At 30.9% G+C, this 19,903-nt stretch carries 16 protein-coding genes, 1 tRNA gene and 1 other RNA gene; 2 read left to right on the plus strand and 16 right to left on the minus strand.

Annotation, left to right across the window (positions count from 1 at the left end; genetic code table 11):
- Positions 1–18 precede the first annotated feature (18 nt).
- A complete protein-coding gene (locus BFG57_RS09465; RefSeq protein ID WP_069717236.1) occupies positions 19–471 on the plus strand; it encodes a GNAT family N-acetyltransferase in 453 nt (150 codons plus the stop codon).
- A 510-nt stretch (positions 472–981) separates the two neighbouring features.
- On the opposite strand, the gene BFG57_RS09470 is transcribed toward BFG57_RS09465, so the two are convergent.
- From BFG57_RS09470 to BFG57_RS09520, 13 genes are all read right to left on the minus strand, one after another.
- A complete protein-coding gene (locus tag BFG57_RS09470) occupies positions 982–1,587 on the minus strand; it encodes a response regulator transcription factor (RefSeq protein WP_069717237.1) in 606 nt (201 codons plus the stop codon).
- The gene (locus tag BFG57_RS09475) at positions 1,565–2,734 is read right to left on the minus strand and encodes a sensor histidine kinase (RefSeq protein WP_217627923.1); all 1,170 of its coding nucleotides are present in this window, start codon (positions 2,732–2,734) and stop codon (positions 1,565–1,567) included. Before BFG57_RS09475 ends, BFG57_RS09470 begins: the two co-directional genes overlap by 23 nt.
- Before the next feature lie 564 nt (positions 2,735–3,298).
- A complete protein-coding gene (locus BFG57_RS09480) occupies positions 3,299–3,445 on the minus strand; it encodes a type A2 lanthipeptide (protein WP_069717239.1) in 147 nt (48 codons plus the stop codon).
- Between the two features lie 63 nt (positions 3,446–3,508).
- Positions 3,509–3,643 (minus strand): type A2 lanthipeptide, encoded by a 135-nt coding sequence (locus BFG57_RS18360; RefSeq protein WP_083249157.1) that lies wholly within the window; start codon positions 3,641–3,643, stop codon positions 3,509–3,511.
- A 111-nt stretch (positions 3,644–3,754) separates the two neighbouring features.
- Positions 3,755–3,889 (minus strand): type A2 lanthipeptide, encoded by a 135-nt coding sequence (locus tag BFG57_RS18365; protein WP_083249158.1) that lies wholly within the window; start codon positions 3,887–3,889, stop codon positions 3,755–3,757.
- A gap of 297 nt (positions 3,890–4,186) precedes the next feature.
- Complete coding sequence (locus BFG57_RS09485; protein ID WP_245676733.1) at positions 4,187–6,142, minus strand: ABC transporter permease; 1,956 nt, start codon at positions 6,140–6,142, stop codon at positions 4,187–4,189.
- Between the two features lie 30 nt (positions 6,143–6,172).
- Positions 6,173–6,916, minus strand: coding sequence for an ABC transporter ATP-binding protein (locus BFG57_RS09490; RefSeq protein WP_069717241.1), 744 nt, complete (start codon positions 6,914–6,916; stop codon positions 6,173–6,175).
- A 66-nt stretch (positions 6,917–6,982) separates the two neighbouring features.
- Positions 6,983–9,139: a peptidase domain-containing ABC transporter gene (locus BFG57_RS09495; protein ID WP_083249159.1), complete on the minus strand. Its 2,157-nt coding sequence runs from the start codon at positions 9,137–9,139 to the stop codon at positions 6,983–6,985.
- Positions 9,139–12,309, minus strand: coding sequence for a type 2 lanthipeptide synthetase LanM family protein (locus BFG57_RS09500; protein WP_069717242.1), 3,171 nt, complete (start codon positions 12,307–12,309; stop codon positions 9,139–9,141). The genes BFG57_RS09495 and BFG57_RS09500 overlap by 1 nt, the downstream gene beginning before the upstream one ends.
- Before the next feature lie 1,131 nt (positions 12,310–13,440).
- Positions 13,441–13,805, minus strand: a transfer-messenger RNA (tmRNA) gene (gene ssrA, locus BFG57_RS09505).
- Between the two features lie 106 nt (positions 13,806–13,911).
- A tRNA-Arg gene (locus tag BFG57_RS09510) sits at positions 13,912–13,988 on the minus strand.
- 241 nt (positions 13,989–14,229) lie between these two features.
- The gene (locus tag BFG57_RS09515) at positions 14,230–15,219 is read right to left on the minus strand and encodes an ABC transporter substrate-binding protein (RefSeq protein ID WP_083249160.1); all 990 of its coding nucleotides are present in this window, start codon (positions 15,217–15,219) and stop codon (positions 14,230–14,232) included.
- A gap of 155 nt (positions 15,220–15,374) precedes the next feature.
- Complete coding sequence (locus tag BFG57_RS09520; RefSeq protein WP_069717243.1) at positions 15,375–15,590, minus strand: YozE family protein; 216 nt, start codon at positions 15,588–15,590, stop codon at positions 15,375–15,377.
- 362 nt (positions 15,591–15,952) lie between these two features.
- Here BFG57_RS09520 and BFG57_RS09525 point away from each other — a divergent pair, with 362 nt between their 5' ends.
- Positions 15,953–16,621, plus strand: a complete 669-nt coding sequence (locus BFG57_RS09525; RefSeq protein WP_069717244.1) for a cell wall hydrolase — start codon at positions 15,953–15,955, stop codon at positions 16,619–16,621.
- Between the two features lie 551 nt (positions 16,622–17,172).
- Here BFG57_RS09525 and BFG57_RS09530 read toward each other — a convergent pair.
- From BFG57_RS09530 to BFG57_RS09540, 3 genes are read right to left on the minus strand one after another with little or no spacing between them, the layout of a single operon-like run.
- Positions 17,173–17,892: an ATP-binding protein gene (locus BFG57_RS09530; protein WP_069717245.1), complete on the minus strand. Its 720-nt coding sequence runs from the start codon at positions 17,890–17,892 to the stop codon at positions 17,173–17,175.
- Entirely contained in the window at positions 17,889–18,212 is a 324-nt protein-coding gene (locus tag BFG57_RS09535; protein ID WP_069717246.1) for a hypothetical protein, read from the minus strand. Before BFG57_RS09535 ends, BFG57_RS09530 begins: the two co-directional genes overlap by 4 nt.
- Before the next feature lie 27 nt (positions 18,213–18,239).
- Positions 18,240–19,607 (minus strand): globin-coupled sensor protein, encoded by a 1,368-nt coding sequence (locus BFG57_RS09540; RefSeq protein ID WP_245676730.1) that lies wholly within the window; start codon positions 19,605–19,607, stop codon positions 18,240–18,242.
- Positions 19,608–19,903: the final 296 nt, after the last annotated feature.

A 19,903-nucleotide genomic window follows, 5' to 3' on the forward strand; every position in this document is an offset into this window, starting at 1 on the left:
TATGAAGGTGATGAAAATATGTATAGAAATAAATTTAAAATACGAAAAGCCATTTCTGACGATGCAAAGGAACTTAAAAACTGTATGGATGCGGCTTACTCAGTGTACTCGAATAGATTCAAGGAGAAACTTCCACCTATGAATGTTGATTATAAAGAGGAGATAGCTTCATATCCTGTATGGGTAGCTGAATCTAACAAAAAGATCATTGGTGGACTGGTTTTAATATTTGAAGATAAATATACTACAGTAGCAAATGTAGCGGTTCATCCTGTTTATCAAGGTAAAGGTTTAGGACGTAGCCTTTTGGAATTGGCTGAAGCAGAAGCTAAACTTAGGGGGGATATTGAATTAAGATTGGCAACTCATGTATTATTGACCGAGAATATATCTTATTATCTTCACTTAGGGTGGATTGAGTTTGATCGCGATAATACTCGTGTTTATATGAAAAGAAATATCAAAAGTTAAATACTTTTTCCATTTAACTTTCTTATCTTAACAGATTAGTACACCGTTCGTTCATTTCGTATTGTTAACACTCGGGGGAACTGCAATTTTGTCAATTTAATATAGAAGAAACAACTTCATCTCTGTTAGACTGGAAGATGAAATAATCTCAAGTAGCCCTAAAAATACAACAAACTTTATTGGTTTTTGGGTTACTGAGTGTTTTATCTTTAACTATTCACTCAATGTCACAGTATCTTCGTACTGTGTAGTTAATGACCTTTTTTAGTTTTTCTTCTTGAACATGAGCACTCTTTCGTAAAATATGGTATTACCTAGTATTTTTTTGCATAATTAAAAATCTCTAGTACCTAAACAATCATTTTTCTCTATTATAAATAAAATAATTGATTACATTTTTATATCATTTCTACATAAATATATTCTCATCATTTATCATTTCGTAAATGTTTTGGTACTTATATATTGTTGATAATATTTTCAATTCAGTTTAATTAGATTGGGAAGCTATTATAAATTTTGGATGTATCCAAATTTAATCCCCTTTGCAACAGCTTCTAATGAGGAACTTACTTGAAATTTACTAAAAATGTTTTGGATATGATTTGAAACTGTTCTCTTACTAATGTATAGTTTTTCCGCAATGGTCTCCCGCTTATAGCCCTCGCTAAGCAGCCGTAAAATTCTAATTTCACTCTCTGTTAATTCACAAATATATTCCTCTTCTTTAGTTGGGAAATGCTCGTATCCGCTATTAACTTTGATGAGAATCCGCAACAATTGATCAGGCAATATATTTTTATTAACAAAACCTTTAACACCGGCTTTTTTAGCTTCATGTCGATAAACTGGTAAGTCGTAGCCAGTTAATATAATAATCTTTATCTTTGGATAATCATTAAGAATTAATCTTGATAAAATAATACCATCTTCATCACTTATATTACTTAAATTAATATCAATTAAAAGTATATCTGGTTTGTCACCTTCTAAGATTTGTTTTATATTATCAACATTTTGTATGAGTTTTAATGATTTAATTTCTTCATAATCCTCAAAAACAATCTCCAAACTTTTAGCAAACAAAGTATGGTCATCGATTAATAAAATGTTCATAAGAGTAATCCCCTTTCATTATTAACTGTATCCTTACTTTTAACCCCGTAGGTTTATTAGATTTAATATCAATCTTTCCTCCAAGCATATTTACCTGTTCTATTATAGAAAATAATCCTTTATGCCCTTTTTTTAAGTTGATAAGATCAACCTCTCCTTCCCCATTGTCTTCAACTATAAGCTCCACTTCTTCCATCTCTTGATATAGGTAAATCCGTATATGATCCCCTTGAGAGTGTTTAAAGCTATTGGTTGTTAGTTCTTTGATAAAACGATAAACAATTAAATTATATGGCTCTAGTAAAAATATGTCTTTTTTACAAATAAAGGAGGTACAAATATGTTTTGCACCAAAATTTTGTTTTGTATTTTCAATGAGATTGCTATAATTTTCTTTTAAAGTTAAAGTTCTTAAAATAGTTGGATGGTATTCTTCTGTTTGTCTTCTAATTGATTTACTTAATTCATTGAGCGTATCAACTATCATTTCTCTAATTTCTACTTTATCTGCTTTATTCACAATATTTTTCACAGCTAATATATCTTGTAAAATTTCATCATGTAGATAAATTGAAAAATCTTTTCTAAGCTGTTCTTCGTTTATAATCTGATTGATAGTATTTATGTATGAGTATTGTTGTTTTTCAGTTCCATTTAATATAGAATTCTTAACTTGATTATAAACTAAACTGAAATATAAGGTATTAAACCATAAAATTGAATGTGCAATGATAAAGTAAATAACTGTATTTACATTTAGTAAATTACCTATAATCAGTAAAAAAATAATAATAATGAAACTTAGGATAATCTTGTTTTTTGAATTTAATTGTTCCTCTATCTTTATTTCTTTTTTTGTCTGTTTAACTATCAAATAGATGCTATATAAAGGGAAAATCGAAATAAAGTAGAAAGTTAAATTTGTGAAAATATTATTCCCCTTATTAACATAAATTACATATGTCATAAATGGAACAATAGTTATTAGAAATGAACGAACTAAATTTTGATATCCATTCTTTAAGAAAAAAAGAACTCTTTTATTATTTTTTACTATTGCTAATGTAAGTAGACTAATATTGATCATCCATTGCAATAAATAAATATACGAGTAAACATCTAAATTAATAATAGATATTAGCGTCATTATGGCAAATAATTTTAGTAAAAACTCAATCTCTCTTTTATTTTTATAGACCGAATTTTGAAAGATAAATATTAATAAAAATTGGAACAATTTATATAATACTAGGACATTAATAATTAGTTCAAAAACATAAAAAATAGGATCATCATTTATTATCAATATTTGCCAAGAGAAAAGTAACAGGAGATCTGAAAACTGAGAAAGTATGTCATTATTGTTTAAATTGACTACTTTTATATAGGATAAAATATAAATTGTTATTGTCGAGATTAAAAGTAGCATTATATTTGAAGAAATATTATCTCTATCTAGGACAAACTCATAACATAGATACAATAGCAATAACGTTTGGTTCAGTAACAGGAAAATTTGATTTCTTTTATATCTAACATCCATTAATATAGCCTCTTAGTTTTTTTTAGAAATATATAACAATTATACGTTATTTTTATATCTTTTTGAACTCATACAATTATTACTAAATATAACTAAGTTTTCATGTATGAATTCTTCCAAAAAATGTAGGACCGATATTTATATCGGCCCTACATTTTCACATTATTATTAGCAACAAACGATGATTGAATTTGGACAATCATCTGTAATAGTTGAAATCCAACCATCTCCAGGTTTAGCTCCAGCCCCAGTAGCTAAATCTAATTCTTGATCTGTTACATCTTCAATAACAGCATTAAATTTTAAGTTTTCCATTCTTCGTTTCCCCTCTCTTTAAATATTAAATACTATATAAGAACCTTAAAATACTTCAATTATTTAGCAGCAAACGATTATTGAATTTGGGCAATCATCTGTGATAGTTGAAATCCAACCATCTCCAGCTCCAGTAGCTAAATCTAGTTCTTGATCTGTTACATCTTCAATAACAGTATTATGTTTTAAGTTTTCCATTTTTCGTTTCCCCTCTCATTAAGTATTATGTAGTTATTATTCTAAGTATTAAGTACTGTATAAGCACCTTAAAATACTATAGTGAAATTTCGCTATAAATACATCTAATAATTAGCAACAAACGATTATTGAATTTGGGCAATCATCTGTGATAGTTGAGATCCAACCGTCTCCAGCTCCAGTAGCTAAATCTAGTTCTTGATCTGTTACATCTTCGATAACAGCATTATGTTTTAAGTTTTCCATTCCAATTAACCCCCTTTCCAAGTATTATAAAAGTAATTAATAACTACACTCATATAATAATAGTACCTGTACTTTATATCATGAGTAAAAAGCGCAATATTACATATAATTACAAAATATGAATTAATTTCTGTTTAATATTGAGCTACTTTTCGAAGATTCAGTCAAAAAAAGAGCCATATGTTCCCCTATTTTCACAACTTACTTGCTGGTTGAAAGTGATATTTTCAATCAGCAGATAAGTTAAAAAGGAAGACCAATAGCTCAATTTCTTTCAACAAAACAGCACATAAAATTTTATTGTTTATTAAAGATTACTTTATAACAAGAGAATTTTGTAATTTGATAATAGATAATATAAATAATGGTAAACAATCCGATCCCTATCAATTCAGGGAACCAGAAAGCACTACTATCTCCAATTAAGTTCGGCATGAGAGCCTTAAAACTTTCCAATGCAAATATACTATGAATACTTCCAATGACATAAGGAACAACGAGAGTAATTAGAATCTGCTTACTAACAATTGATTTTAATTTCCTTTTCTCGAACCCTAGCCTATTTAATATACTGAATTCATTAATTTTTGAATAGGCGTTAGATAGATTGGTAAAATATAGTATACTACCAGTAGCAATTAAGAAAATAGCACTTGCAAATATAGAAATCAGCAAAGCGGCACTATTTTCTTGAATATAGGTTGTCTCTCTTCCAACTGCACTTTGAAATCTAGGTTCATCTGAAAAAAGTGAAGATAGTTGTTCATGAAGTTCTTTATTATCTCGTAAATTCTCTCCATAAATACTAATAACAGTTTGTGTTGGTAGTTCGTACCCTAATGCTTCTTCGTATAATTGGTCCGAAACAATAAGAGTACCTACACTGTTAGCAAAGGATAAAGTGTTATTTAAAGTTGTTTCTTGAACAGTTACGTTAACTTTCTCACTCGAAGATAGATTTAATTGATAACTCATACCTGTTTCGTCATCCTGATTTTTGTTATACTCAACAAAAATCACATTATTATTTGATAAGCTTAATTCGGGTACGTTATCTCCCCTAAGTTTTATTGCTTCTTTATAGTTTGATTCTGAGATCAAATCAAAACTCGGTTTTTCTTTTACTGAATATTCATATGGTAACTTTTCGGAAGATGAAGTGACTTGAATCATCTGAGTTGTGTGAGTTAGATTATTTGACTTACCTAGCTCCCTTTCAACCGTATCAATCGCTCTATTAACTAATTCAGTATCTTCTGCAGGAAACTCAAATGCAGCTGGGTTTGTTCGATCAATAGCTTTCACAGGGTAATAAAATGTTATAACACCCGCTGCTAATAAACAAAGTGCTGTTGCTGATATTAATGTAGTTAAGATTAATACTCTTGCATTTGTGTATACTCTTTGAACAAATTGTGGTATTACAATAATCGACGTATCTCTATAGAATAATTTTTTATTTAATTTTATTTTTTGTAATGTATAAGGTATAAAAAATTGTATAGAACAGATAGTTCCAATAACCACTAAAATAAATGTAAGCATAGATATTGGAGAAAATCCTATAGTTAACCATAATGAATCCGTTCCTCTTTTAATATCTATTGCTAATACATAACCTGCTAATAAAGATGCAATTCCTAAAATAGCCTTCCAGAGGTTTAGTTTTATCTGTTTTTCATGCTTCTCTTCAGTTCTAATTAATGAGAGAAGGCTCGTTTTTTTAATGAATATATAATTTGAAATAAGTAAGACCAACATAGCTATACAAACAAACAAAGTAGTAATAACAATGGCTTCGTTATTAAATAATGATATTTGTGAACTATCAATAGATAATTCAAGTATGTTGATAACAAAGGTCATTAGACCCTTAAATAAGACCGAGCCTAATAAAATACCAATTACAAGAGAGATGGCACAAATCAGTATATTTTCTAAGAATAGAATTTGTGTAATTTTCCTTTTTTTGAATCCTAGAAGAGTGTAAATACCTAATTCTTTCATACGTCTTTTCATAAAAAATTTATTTGAATAGGACATATAAAACAATACAAATATCATTAATAAAGGAAGTACGATATTAATCATTGATTTTAATTTAGTATTTCCCATTAACTTTTCTAAAATTTGCTCATTCCCAGCAAAAGAAATAGAAAAGTAGAAAAGCATTAAAACAACCGAAACTGAAATCAAATATAACATGTAAAAAGAGATATTCTTTTTTAAATTTTTTTGTACTGCAGTGAACACACTCAAATGTACCCCCCCTTTTTTTATATACTATCTATATTCTAGATTTGCAATTTCCTCTAATATTTCTTCGAAAAATTCTTTCCTTCGTTTCTTACCTTTTCGTAATTCATTTACTGTATGTCCGTCTTTTAAAATAATGATTCGATTTGCAAAACTAGCAGAGTAGGCATCATGAGTAACCATTAGGATAGTCGTATTTAAATCTTCATTTACTTCCTTTAATTTCATTAACAACTCTCTTGCAGAATTGGAATCAAGGGCGCCAGTAGGCTCATCTGCAAAAAGAATAGAAGGTTCTTTTATAATCGCCCTTGCTGCAGCTACTCTTTGTTTTTGTCCTCCAGATAATTCATTAGGATATTTTGAAAGTTGTTTCTCAATACCAAATCTTGCTGCTAAAGTATAAATTAACCCTTCAATTTCCTTTGGAGTTTTTTTGAGCAAAGTTAATGAGATAGCTATGTTTTCCTGTATAGTTAAACTATCTAATAAGAAATATTCTTGAAAAATAAACCCTAAATTATCTCTTCTAAAATTACTTTTTTTGTTATCATTTAACTTTACAATGTTTTGCCCATTGATATAGATTTCGCCATTAGAAACTGTATCTATCGTAGATAAAAGATTTAAAAGTGAAGTTTTCCCTGACCCAGAAGATCCCATAATTCCAACAAATTCACCGCTCTGAATTTCTATTGAGACATTGTCTAAAGCATTAAAACTACCATATTTTTTTGTTACATTTCTAGCTGACAATATATTTTCTGTCATAATTCGCTCTCTCCTTTACATGATTATGAAGAAACCTTGATTAAAGGGGAATTCATTTCCCTTTAATCAAGATGTATGGTTACTTGTTTTCCTACTAAATTCACTGTGATTATAATATAGTTCTCTATAGTAAGAACTAGAATGAATTAATTCTTGATGACTCCCAATACTTTCTATCATTCCATCTCTGAGTACAATGATCTTATCAGCATTAATAATTGTATTTAACCTATGTGCTATGACAATTCGAGTGCATTTTAGCTGTTCAAGATTTTTTTGAATTTTTTCTTCCGTAATCGAATCTAACGAACTCGTCGCTTCATCTAATAGAAGAATAGCTGGTTTTGTTAATAAAGCTCTAACTAATGCTATCCGTTGTCGCTGTCCTCCAGAAATATTAGCTCCTTGTTCCGATAAAATCGTTTCAAATCCCATCGGCATATGCATGATTTCATCATATATTTCCGCATTTTTAGAAGCGGTAATAATTTGTTCATCAGAAATGTTAGATAAACCAAATACAATGTTCTCTTTAATGGATTGATTCAGCATTGAAACATCTTGTCTAACAACACCAATTTTCTTTCTGAAATCGGATTTGTTTAGCTTTTTAATATTTATTCCATCAAAATAAATCTCACCTTGAGTTGGTTCTGATAACCCTAACATTAGCAATGCCAAAGTACTTTTTCCTGAACCACTTCCTCCTACAACAGCTACGAATTCACCAGACATTACATTTAAGTCTACATTTTTTATAACTTCATTACTGTGTAAACCGTACTTATATGAAACACCTTCAATCTTGATGTTTCCACTCAAACTATCTACCTTAATACCAGAATCAATATTCTTTTCAGCTTTGGAATCCAATACTTCTAAGACTCGATTAAAGTAAACATTTGTATAAATTATTTCATTAATAGTAAGAATAATAGAGCTCATCGGAGTTAGAAAATTTACACTAACTGTATAAAAAGAGAACATTTCACCAACTGTTAGATTCCCATTTCCGACTTCCATCATGGCAATAAATAACAACACAAGTGGTCCAGCAAATTGTATACTTTGGTTCAAACTATTTATACTTGTAGAATAGTTCCCTTTATTTTTCATTGCTTTAACTTGTCTGTTGAATAAATGGGACCATTTATTATATATTGACGTCTCGACACCTCTAGTTTTGATAATTCCCACAGATTTACTAATATCAGCAAAGTAATTACTAGCATTAACTTGAGCCTTTACTTCTTCTTCCTGTAAACCTTTAATTTTTCTAACACTTAGACTTATTACAATGATTTGGACTAAACCTATTAATGTAGCGAAAAGAGCTAGTTTCGCAGAAGAATACCACATATAGAACAAAAATATTACGATTAACCCACCATCCAACAAGACAGTTATTATTCTATTAGATAATAATTCTCTTATAATAATATTACTGCTATACCTTTGTATAAGATCACCACTAGGTCTTGATTGGAAATAAATAAACGGCAGACTAAGCAGTTTATTCACAAATGTTTGCATCAATTTTTTATCAAATTTAGCTTGCAATAAGACAACCGTTCTTGATTTTGTAAAATTCATGAGCCAGTTTAACAAGATGATAGCAACAAGTGAAATTACTACTAACGAAAGATAATTATTATTTTCATTATTAATTATATTGTCTGTAATATATTCTATAGATATAGGTATTGATAGGAAGGTCAGTTGTAACAACAGGGTACTAAATAATATTAATAGTACCCATTTATATTCAGAGAATAGTAAATTCCTATAATGGCTGAGTTTTGATGGGGCTTTTCTCTTTATTACCTTATCTGACGGATAAATAGACAATCCCAGCCTAATTTTACTTTTTTCAAACTCTTCATATGACATCATGTATCTTCCCTTAGAAGGGTCAACTAACTGAATTCCACTCTTTGTCATTTTTTCTAAAACAACAAAATGATTGTTGTTTATATGTAGGATGCATGGTATTGGTAATTCGTTTATTGCATTTACTTTAAAGCCCTTTGTATTAAAATTTAAATCTGTTGCTATTTTTTTCAATGTTAGCAAGCTAGTTCCATCTCGACCTATACTCCAGTCTTTTTTTAGTTCAATTATTGAATATTCGCAATTATAATATGATAAAATCATTGCTAGTGAAGCTATACCACATTCCGATTGTTCTGATTGTTCTATAAAGGGAATTTTACGTTTACTCATTATTCTTCCCTCGGCAATTCCAATGTTAGTACTGAAGGGACATTTACAGAGTCTATTACACGAAGTAACTGATAACCAATTCCTGATAAACCAATCATAAATGAGGACACCACTGATTTTTGAGGTATTCCACAATACCACTGATCATTATTTGCTAATTCTACAGTATCACTAGCTATTTCTAATGCCTTTCTATAATGACTATTTTCTTGGAAAGCTTCTGAAGCAAGTAGAAATAGATCAAGATTACCCATTGAACCATGACATAGGGAATCACTTCCCCCAAACCCTTCTTCTAATGTTTTTTCCAATGCAACATAGATTTCTTCCTCAGTTTTACTATCTGGGAACAGTTCATAACATTTTATCCTTGCCATTCCAATTCCTGATGCACCATGACACCAATGTACCGGCTCTGGGAATCCTTTTTTAATCCGATTTTCTCTATCCCTTAAATCAAACCAATTTTTCTCAACTGCTGAATATAATGTTCGTTCATATTCCAAAGCTTTCAAAGCATAGTGATGAAACGAAGGTGTTTTAGTTTCTTTATATAACTCGTATAATGACCAGGCAATCCCCGCATTTCCGTGAGACATTCCAGTTAGAATATTTTCTCCACTAACAGTATTTTTCCAGCCAACAGTACTATCATCATTCTCCACAACATTATTGAGCAAATGTTCACCACATTTTAGAGCAATTGAAAGCACTTCATCGTTTGAACAGTTTCTATATATATTTATTGCAACTATTATTGTCCCTGCACAACCGGCTATAATATCAAATTGATTGTCACTTTCAATTAAATTACTACATCTTAATAAATTTTGAATTCCTTTTTCTTTCAGGTCCTGACGTTTTAGTAAAATACCTAAGTAATAGTAACAATATGCCGAAGCTGCAAACCCCGTAAAAGCAGATATTGTATAATTCCTTTCATAAATATCCCTATTCATCTCAACAGAAATTAAAATCTTTTCTACTGTATCTAAATATTTATCTTGATTGGTTATTTTATATAGAGATGCAAAGAACAGCGCATTTCCAAGCAATCCATCATATAAGGAATTATCCAAAGGAGCTAAGATCCATTGAGAATCATATCCAATCGTTAAGTTTTTCCAGGAAATATCGTTATATTCTTTTGTTGTTACTGATTGTTCTAATATATCTTCAGCCAAGTTAATAGCTGCATCTAATAAATCTGATTTACTTTTCACTTTAATATGTTTAGTAGAAATATAATTTCTTTTAAACTCTTTCAAGTCCCATTTTTTTATTGGAGGTAATAATACATTTTTTATCATCGAAGATTGGTAATTCTTATCTTCTTCATCCATTGCTATTATTTTCTTTTCAACTCTATTTAAAATTGTATCCGAGTGAAATTGTTTATATTCGTTACCTAAACTATCAAATATAGAGGTACTATTTATAAAAGAATAAAAATATGGGATATCAAAATTTAATAAGTCTTTGGTCTCAGCAGGGATAATATCTTTCAACTTGTCATTACCGTTTAATATTCCCCACATTCTGTCGAATAGCCTGTTTCTATTAATAGCATTACTCAAATAGTTTGGATTTGTTGATGCAGTTAAAAGTAAATTGTAATCTTTTGTATTCCTTACAATGGTACGAACACAACAGTCTTTGAAAGTGATTAGAATACCCTTTTCGCCTAAGAAATCCTCTTTATTTTCACAAATAATATCGTAACAATCGTTAAACCCTTCAGAGATGAAAGTTGCATATTCTCTAGGATTTATTCTTGTATTATTTAATAACGGGATATTCTTCTTATGTTCAGTAATATACGGTTTTCGGACTATTTTAATCTCATCTGTATAGTTATTTTCAAAAGTGAATCTTCCCTTATCTACAGATTTATCTCCTTCTCCAGTAATACCACTAATATCAATTTGTGATTGTTTATTGAGTTTGGCAGGAAATAAACTAGTTCTAAGTATAGAATCTTTAATAACGTACAAATCTTTTTTGTGTGCTGTTTCACTCATTAAATCTTGAGTATCAAATCCTTGAAAAAGAGATTCTAAATCAATAAAGAAGGGATCTGACTTTGAAACAATTACATTTTCGGCGTGAAAATCTGTTCCTAATAGGGTATGAAATATACAAGTATAAACACCCATTTTATAATAAAGTTCTTCGATTTCAGCTTTTTGATCACAACCTATATACTCAACATATGGTTGCCAACCATAATTTTCTTTTGCTATTACTTCCATATTTTTTAAAGGGTATTTAATTCTTTTATTATTAATGTAATTAATAATATGATTTAATTTTTGATCTACCAATAAAGATTTGGGTTTATAAACAATTAAACCCTTCTCAAATTCAAATATAACAACTGTTTTTTTACCACGGTGACTATCTCCCTGATCCATATTGATTTTCATCAGTTTTCCTTCTATATTATATTTCCCTTTAATCTCTGCGTAGTCATTTATTAAATGTTCAATGGTATTTAACACATAATTCCTTTGTTGAATTGATTCTTCTATAATTAATCTGAACATAGTAGGGTATCTATATAGTAAGTCCACCATGTATTCTCTTTGTTGAATTTTCTCACAAAAATACAAATACCTTTCTTCCGACGTGTTACCAATCAATTTATTTTCATTACGGAGTTCATTTATCTCTAAAGTTAGTACTTTAGATGATAGTTTAATTACACTTTTCAAAGTAGCTTCTAATATACAATCTTCTACTACCTTTTGATCCAATATTGGGTTCGATTTTACTTTGACAATTGAACTCATCCAATTTAAAAAAGGATAAGTAAAATCTAAATACGGATGATTATGTAATTCTTTTTTTAAATAGAGGTGTTCTGCAATTTTTTCTGAATTACTATAGTTGTTGATTAATTCCATTAAATATTTGAACCATTTTGTATCTTTATCGTTTATTGTTACTTCATTAGGAGACTGTTCTAGGATAATATTCAATTCTGTTTCTGTTTTGTTATATTCTTTTAAGAAGTTTTCAATATAATTTTCAGGTAATTTTATATGATTTAACCATTCATTCAGTGCATTACTATTTGTATTCGTTAGTTCTGTTGCATTTCTTTCATTTATAAAAGTTGCTGCTTTTAATTTTTCCTTATCTAAATCTATAGACTCCGCAATCTTCATAATCTCTACTCCCTTTTTTTGTTGCTATTTTATCTCACACAATCAGAGTATATGGGAATTATCTAAAAATTGATTGAGTAAAAAACGCAGAAATTATATAAAACTAAATGTATTGAAACTATTGTTCCATTGGCGTTTATAATGTGCTTTAAAATCGAGTAGGAGGGGGTGGATTAACCCCCGACTTATCACACCGCCGTATGCTTGGTTTCATTTATGTCTGACGTAGCTGCGAGTATCTTACATAAGACTTCTTAACCCTCTCATCTCCCAATAGGTGTTGATAAGGGTTCTTGTGAGAATCGGACTATTGGCGATTCTCCAATATTTCTTGCGTTAATTCCTCATTCATTTGCCTTGTGTTTTGAAGAACCTAACCCAAGAAATTTCCTATCTTTGGTTTTTGGTTTCTTGTGTAATGTAAAACTGAACCCTAAGAACTTTGGTCTTTCTACGACTGACTTCTAATTATTCAGTTATCTATCATTAGATAGGTTATCAAGTTCACTTTGCGTATAAATCAGATCTGCCTGAGTAAGCATACAACCTTTCCTTTCACCTATCTGCATCATTTATTCTGTATCACCTTTGGCAGGATAGACTTTGTTTTGCAAACTCATCCAACGATAGCTATACTCTTATGAAGTTTGTGTTCCTCAGACTAGAAGTTTACCGCCCTCTCCCCTCAAGTTCCGCGTCACTACATACACCCTTGCGTTAGGCTAGCTGTTACTTCCACCTTCACAGTTCTGGGCTTGCACCCTAAAAATTACACACATGCCGAGCACTCTGAAAAAGCAAACCTTGGTTGCCTTTAAGTTAGAATAAAGAGTTGTCTTTTAACTCTTCTTCTAAATCATCATTCATTTCTTCTATGTAACTTCTATCTTCAGTTTATAATAGTGGATCTTTAAAATACCTTTCACAAAGTTTCCATATGAGGATGATAAATTATCTTGAATCCTTTAACTAATCGGAAAAAATCACATTTTTAAAATTATTTCAATTAGTATTTTTTAGATGCATATTTAAAGCATAAATCTTCCTAAAACAAAATAAAGCATAAACCTTCCAAAAAGGAAGATTTATGCTTTAAGTCAAAAAGACATAAAAAAACCACCAACTATGTATTGGTGGAGACGGTGGGAGTCGAACCCACGTCCAGAAATAACGCCACTTAGGCTTCTACGAGTGTAGTTGACATATTCGCAATTCGCTCTCTCTTATGCCTGCCAACAGGCGTCCGAGGAGCTAGTCTGATTAATCTCTTCTAACATCCACAGACGGAGGAATGTTAGCGTAGCCCGCTCAATTTGAGACCCTGCAATCTTCCACACGGGCGATGGAAGCCAGGATCCTCTAGGTCAGCTTACGCTGCAGCTAGAGAGTAGTTGTTTTCTTTGCCAGTTATAAATTAGGCGACGTTATTTACGAGGCCGATCCCCTCGACTCGCAACCTAAGCTCGAACTATCCCTGTCGAATCCGTAACGTCCCCATATGAGGAATAAGGATGTTTAAGCTGTTTGCTTTAAGTAACTGGCGATACTTATATGATAACAAAGATTAAGTTTTTGTAAAGTGGTAAATATTAGTTGATACTATGGCGCGCCCTAGAGGATTCGAACCTCTGACCGACGGCTTAGAAGGCCGTTGCTCTATCCAGCTGAGCTAAGGGCGCACATTAAGAAAATTTATCTTTCATTATAATACCACAAAACTTTGACTCTATAGAACTTTATTTATAACGTATAAAGCCCTCATCAACTTCAAATTAAAGCACCAATTTGAAATGACATGTTAAATAATATCAGAAGTAAATCATTTCGTCAATGCTTAGATAACAAATAACAAAAGCTCACGATTTATCGTAAGCTTTTGTTAGGTACTAAACAAACATATTTAAAATCTTCGTTGTTAACTTATTCAATAATAGTCGCTTTCTCTTTCATTATATCTGTTATTTCAATTCCTTGTTCTTCTGCAGCTTTCTTATTAATAACAAGTTCAAGGCTTTGTGGATATTGAACTGAGATTTCAGCTGGTGATTTTCCTTCAAATACTTCAATCGCCATTTCTCCAGTTTTGTATCCAAGATCATGATATTCAAATCCATATCCAGCAAAACCACCACGTTTTACAGAATCAGATTCACCTACGTACAATGGAATGTCATGTTCATTTGCGATTGCAATAACAGATTCTAATCCTGCAACAACTGTATTATCCTTTGGAATATAAATGACATCAGATCGCCCTATTAATGATTCCGCTGCTTGTTTCACCTCTGCGGTTGTTGATATAGCCGCTTCTACCGCCGTTAGACCTAATTCATCCATTACTTCCTTAGCACGACTAACATTTACTTCTGAATTTTGTTCACCTGCATTGTAAATAATGCCAACGTTTTTCGCATCTGGGAAAAACTCTACAATAGACTTCATCGTATTTGGAATTGCGTCTGGATGTGTATCTGATGTTCCTGTCGTATTACCACCCGGGCTTTCAATACTTTCAACTAGTTGAGCACCAACTGGATCAGTAATGGCTGTAAATAAAACTGGAATCTCACTTGTTTCACTTAGAACACTCTGGGCACTTGGTGTTGAGATTGCCAAAATCAAATCAACTTTATCACCAACAAACTTTTGAGCAATCGTCTTATTTGTGTTCATGTCACCTTGTGCAATTTGTGTATCAATCTCAACGTGATCATAACCATTCTCTTGAAGTGCTTCAATGAACCCTTCTCTTGCTGCATCTAGTGCAGGATGTTCAACAATTTGTGTAATACCTACTGTAAGTTTGTCTCCTTGATTTTCTGCGTCTGGTGTTGATTGTGTATCTTCATTATTACATGCCGTTAGAACTAACATGAAAGCAATCAAACAGATTATACTGAATCGTTTCAAAGTGTATCCCCCTAAGTTATAATACTCAAAATTTATAACTTATCATAATAGAAAACCTAGGCAAAAACAATGCCTAGGATGAAAAAACTTTAATATTTTAAAGCGTTTTAGCATCACACCGTAAAAACGCTATATTAAATTCCTTTATTCAACTATTATTCCATTTCATACAATTCCCACATTTCATCAAATATTGAAATTGCATCTAGTGAAGGGCTGTTTTCTTCTAAGTATGCACTTATTTCATGATATGAAGTAGATTGTTTAGGGAATTCTCCGTCTACAAATAATTGTTGAGCGAATTCCTGATAGTTTTTCTGACTCCCTTTAGGACGATATTTCATGACAAACTGATAAAATGGTTTTTTCATAACTACTTCTCCTTCTTTTATACATATAACTACTATTAAGAATTACTCATTCATTATAAGATTTACTAAAATTATTTAGATAAAACTTATTTAATAGTATGAACAACAATATCCCTTACATTTATGATTATCGATACGACTGATTCATCAAAATGACTGAATAAATTATACAATGAAAAACTACTACTATAAAGAATTCCTCATTCCATATGTTTTGTATGAATTTTACATTATTTGAAAAACTGAGTCTTACTTCCTGTAAACCACTATTGTTTCGATACTTAATCCCTATATATAATTACTTATGTACTAGTTACGCAGAACAAAATGATACTTTAGAATTACATGAGGAGGAATTTACATTGAAGTTTAAAAAACTACTAACTTCTATAACAGTTGCAACTCTCCTAGCTGGAGGTTCATTTACAATATATCCAATTGAAACGAATGCACAAGCAATGCCAACAAAACCAGTATTACAAGAAGGCAATACTGATGGATTTGTATGGGATTTACAGCATCGCCTTAATCAGTTAAACATCTACCAAGGACCAATTAACGGTGTATTTGGACCAAATACCGAAGAATCTGTTTATATGTTCCAAAAACAATATGGGTTAACGATTGATGGGGTAGTAGGACCAAACACTTGGGATGCTCTGTATCGTCAAACTTTCACAGCTAGCGAAATCGATGCATTAGCAAAGGTTGTGTATGGTGAGGCACGTGGAGAATCAATGGAAGGACAAGTTGCAGTTGCGGCAGTTGTTTTAAACCGCACAAAATCTAGTGAATTTCCAGACACAGTGAATGATGTCATTTTTGAACCTAGACAATTTACTGCTGTTGCTGACGGTCAGTACTATTTAACACCTAATGAAGAAGCATATAAAGCAGTTTATTATGCTATTCAAGGTTGGGACCCTACTGAAGAAGCAATTTATTATTTCAATCCTGATACAGCTGAATCAGACTGGTTATACTCTAGAGAGAAAATCAAACGCATTGGTGAACATGTCTTCTTAAAATAAAGCATTTAATGGACAAAAACAGGAGCTACTTTGTTATTTTATAGACAAGAGAATGTACAACGTTCTTAATAGAGTAGTAGCTTTTCTTTAATGTCAGACATAATATCAAATTTAGTACATCACTTCTATATAGTGGTGTACTTTTTTATCTATTTGCCTCATTTACTAATACAATAATAGAAAAAAACGGAAATTCCATAACATTTTGTGCTACAATTAAACTAAGAACGTATTTTCGTACTATGAACATTCCTTTTAAAGTATTAGAAAAGGAGAGTATTTGTGAAGTCTAAAACTGCTATTATTATTCTACTGTTATCTTTTTTGATTGGTGCATTAGGTTATTTTGTGTTTATAAATGTGTTTATTCCTAATATGATGTAATTTTATTGGTTTGTTGTGCAAAAAGGGATAGCTGAATACAGTATTTAAACTCGGTTCAACTATCCTCTCTTTCCTCATAAATGGCGTGGCATTATGTTAGGTTATTTAATTCTAATTGATTTATAAATATTAGCTTGATTTTAGATGAAAATTATTGATTTTTTTTATTATACAAGTTCAACAAATTGTTCGAGTTTACATATTCGAAATACATTTTTAATTGGATCTGATGCATGATGGATTATTATTTTCCTTGTTAATGATAACGGATGAATCCATTTAACTAACAAACTGACACCTGTACTATCAATAAATTTAACCTTTTGAAAATCAACATTTATTTCGTCAATATTTTTTTCAATATTATATTGTTGTAATACTCCTTCTAGTTCCCTCGTTGTCTCAAAGTTGATATCACAATTTATTTTCACTTGAAGAGACTGGTTTACTTCTTGAAAGTTTATCATTTCTTCCCCCCTTATTTTCGACCATACAATAAACCTTAAATAAGCCGTTTTGCCCGTTTCATCGAATTCCAAATAATCTGAAACCAGTTTAGCCATTATGAGACCTCGACCACCAATTTGTAACGGTACGGGCATTTTTTCTTGCAAACATCTCTTCCAATCAAACCCATCACCATGATCGGTAATTTCAATTTCAATCATTTTATTCGTCCACTTTATTTTCAAATCAACTGTATTATCAACATTCGTTTCAGAATGCTCGATAATGTTACACAATACTTCTCCTATCGCTAACTTTACATTATATAAAAGAGTGCAATCTTCTTGTAAATTCAATCCGTTTTGTATTTGAAAGATAATTTCATTCAACAGATCACTCATTCTGTCACGATGAAGTTTGCAATCAACAATCGTAATCATATATGTTCACGAATTACATGAATTTTATCAAATAGTGTTTTTAAATAAGGATGTTTAAATTCATCTTGATGTTCTAAACGGTACAATTGACTCCACAATGAATTGTATGTTGAACGGTATTGAGTTGGAACTGTTCCTTTATAAGCACGTTGAAGGTGCATTAAAAGAAATTTTGCTTGGTTACGCTGATCATGAGTATTCTTTTTCTCCCCCATGTCGATGTATAAAATTTGCTCATTAATCTCATGTAATAACGTTTCTGAAAGCTGTTCAATTGATACAAATATCCGATCTTTATATTTTAGGTTCATGTCTTCCATCTCTTAACCCCGCTTCCTAATTACAATTTAAGATTCAAATTTGTCTCCTAATTCACTATTAAGATACGAGAGTTGTTCAGCCATCTCAGCAACCTGTTGTGAAGCTGAAGAAATATCACGAAATGTTTCTTTAAATGAAATAATAAAGTTACTTAAATCATTTATTTTCAAATCATTACCTTTAATACCACCTACTGATTCTTCCAAAACGTCTATAATACCCCGATTAATCATGCGGAATCTGCTTGCTTGCTCGACTATTTCCTTGAAAGATTGTTCAAAGTGATGAACTTTTCCTTGAACATGTGAAATTTGCTCTTGAATATGATCCAGTGCCTCTTCCGTTTGCTGGGCAAGTTTTCGAACTTCTTTCGCAACTACGGTAAATCCTCTTCCATGCTCACCAGCCCTAGCTGCTTCAATCGTGGCATTAAGTGAAAGAACATTCGTTTGACTTGAAATATCACGAATAACTTTAACTACTTGACCAATTTTATTTGAACTTTCACTCAATTCTTCCGTCATATGTTTCGTTGCATTAATTGATTCAACAATCAAATCGATATCACTTAATGAGGTTGTAACACGTACTTTACCACTATCAACATCACTTATCATTCGTTGTGAAGTGTCCTGAATATCTTCTATCCCTTGCATCATTTCTTCAACGTGAACTTCCTTCTCTGCGATTGTTGCAGTCGTTTCTTCAGCATTGGCAGCTAGTAATGATGCAGATTCATTTAAACGTTGTTGCAATTCTTCTACTTCATTCAACTTCATCATAGAGGATGAATACGACTCTATGTATGTAGAAATTCCAATCTGTATATCGAATGAACACAATCGTTGAAATGAATAATATACTTTATGAGCTTGCTCATAAGAAAGATCCTCCAAAAAAAGTTTCAATGCTTCATTTTGTATTAACGTATACGCACCTATGTACCACTCTGGAAATAACTTAATTCGATTATGAACATTTCCTATGATTTTTCTTCGAATAATGTAATCTTTCCCGACCTCTCCACTAAACATATCAAGCAAGTACTTTTGCAATGTTTGTTTTAACTTGTCAATTGTTGAATGATTCTCAATAATCTTCATTAAATTAGGAAGCTGACTTAAACGCTCATAAAAGGCATTAACGATTTGACTAACATTCTTCTCCATCACATCATTTACATTTGCAAGACGTTGAATATCTTCAGCTTTCAAATTTACAAAGAATATTTGCATCGCCTCATTTGATTCTTGTAATTCTTTATAATAACGGGCTACTGTCTCAGACACCTCTATATTATCTCCATCATTGTCGAGTTGACCTGGTACAAACTCTTCATCTATTTTCCGCATAAATCGGAATGCACCCATTTCATTTAATAACGCTTTTTTCATAGACTTCCTCCCCATTTAGAACTTCCCCCAATCATTTAATCTAAACCATTTCTAACCAATTATTTAGATCAACATATAGTATCAGCAATATTTCCCCTATTTTAGTATATATGGAAATTAATAAAAAGAAAATTGGCAAATATTAATATATTGTTAACAAATTTGTAATATCATTCTATTTATTTGTTTTATAATAACTATATGTACCTACTAAACTTTTTTAATGTAAAAATAACATCAAAAAATTCAATGTAACAATTTAATCATTCATAACTTTACAGAATTAAAGTGCGAAA

Origin of the sequence: Bacillus solimangrovi, from assembly GCF_001742425.1 — a bacterium.
Classification (GTDB): domain Bacteria; phylum Bacillota; class Bacilli; order Bacillales; family Bacillaceae_N; genus Bacillus_AV; species Bacillus_AV solimangrovi.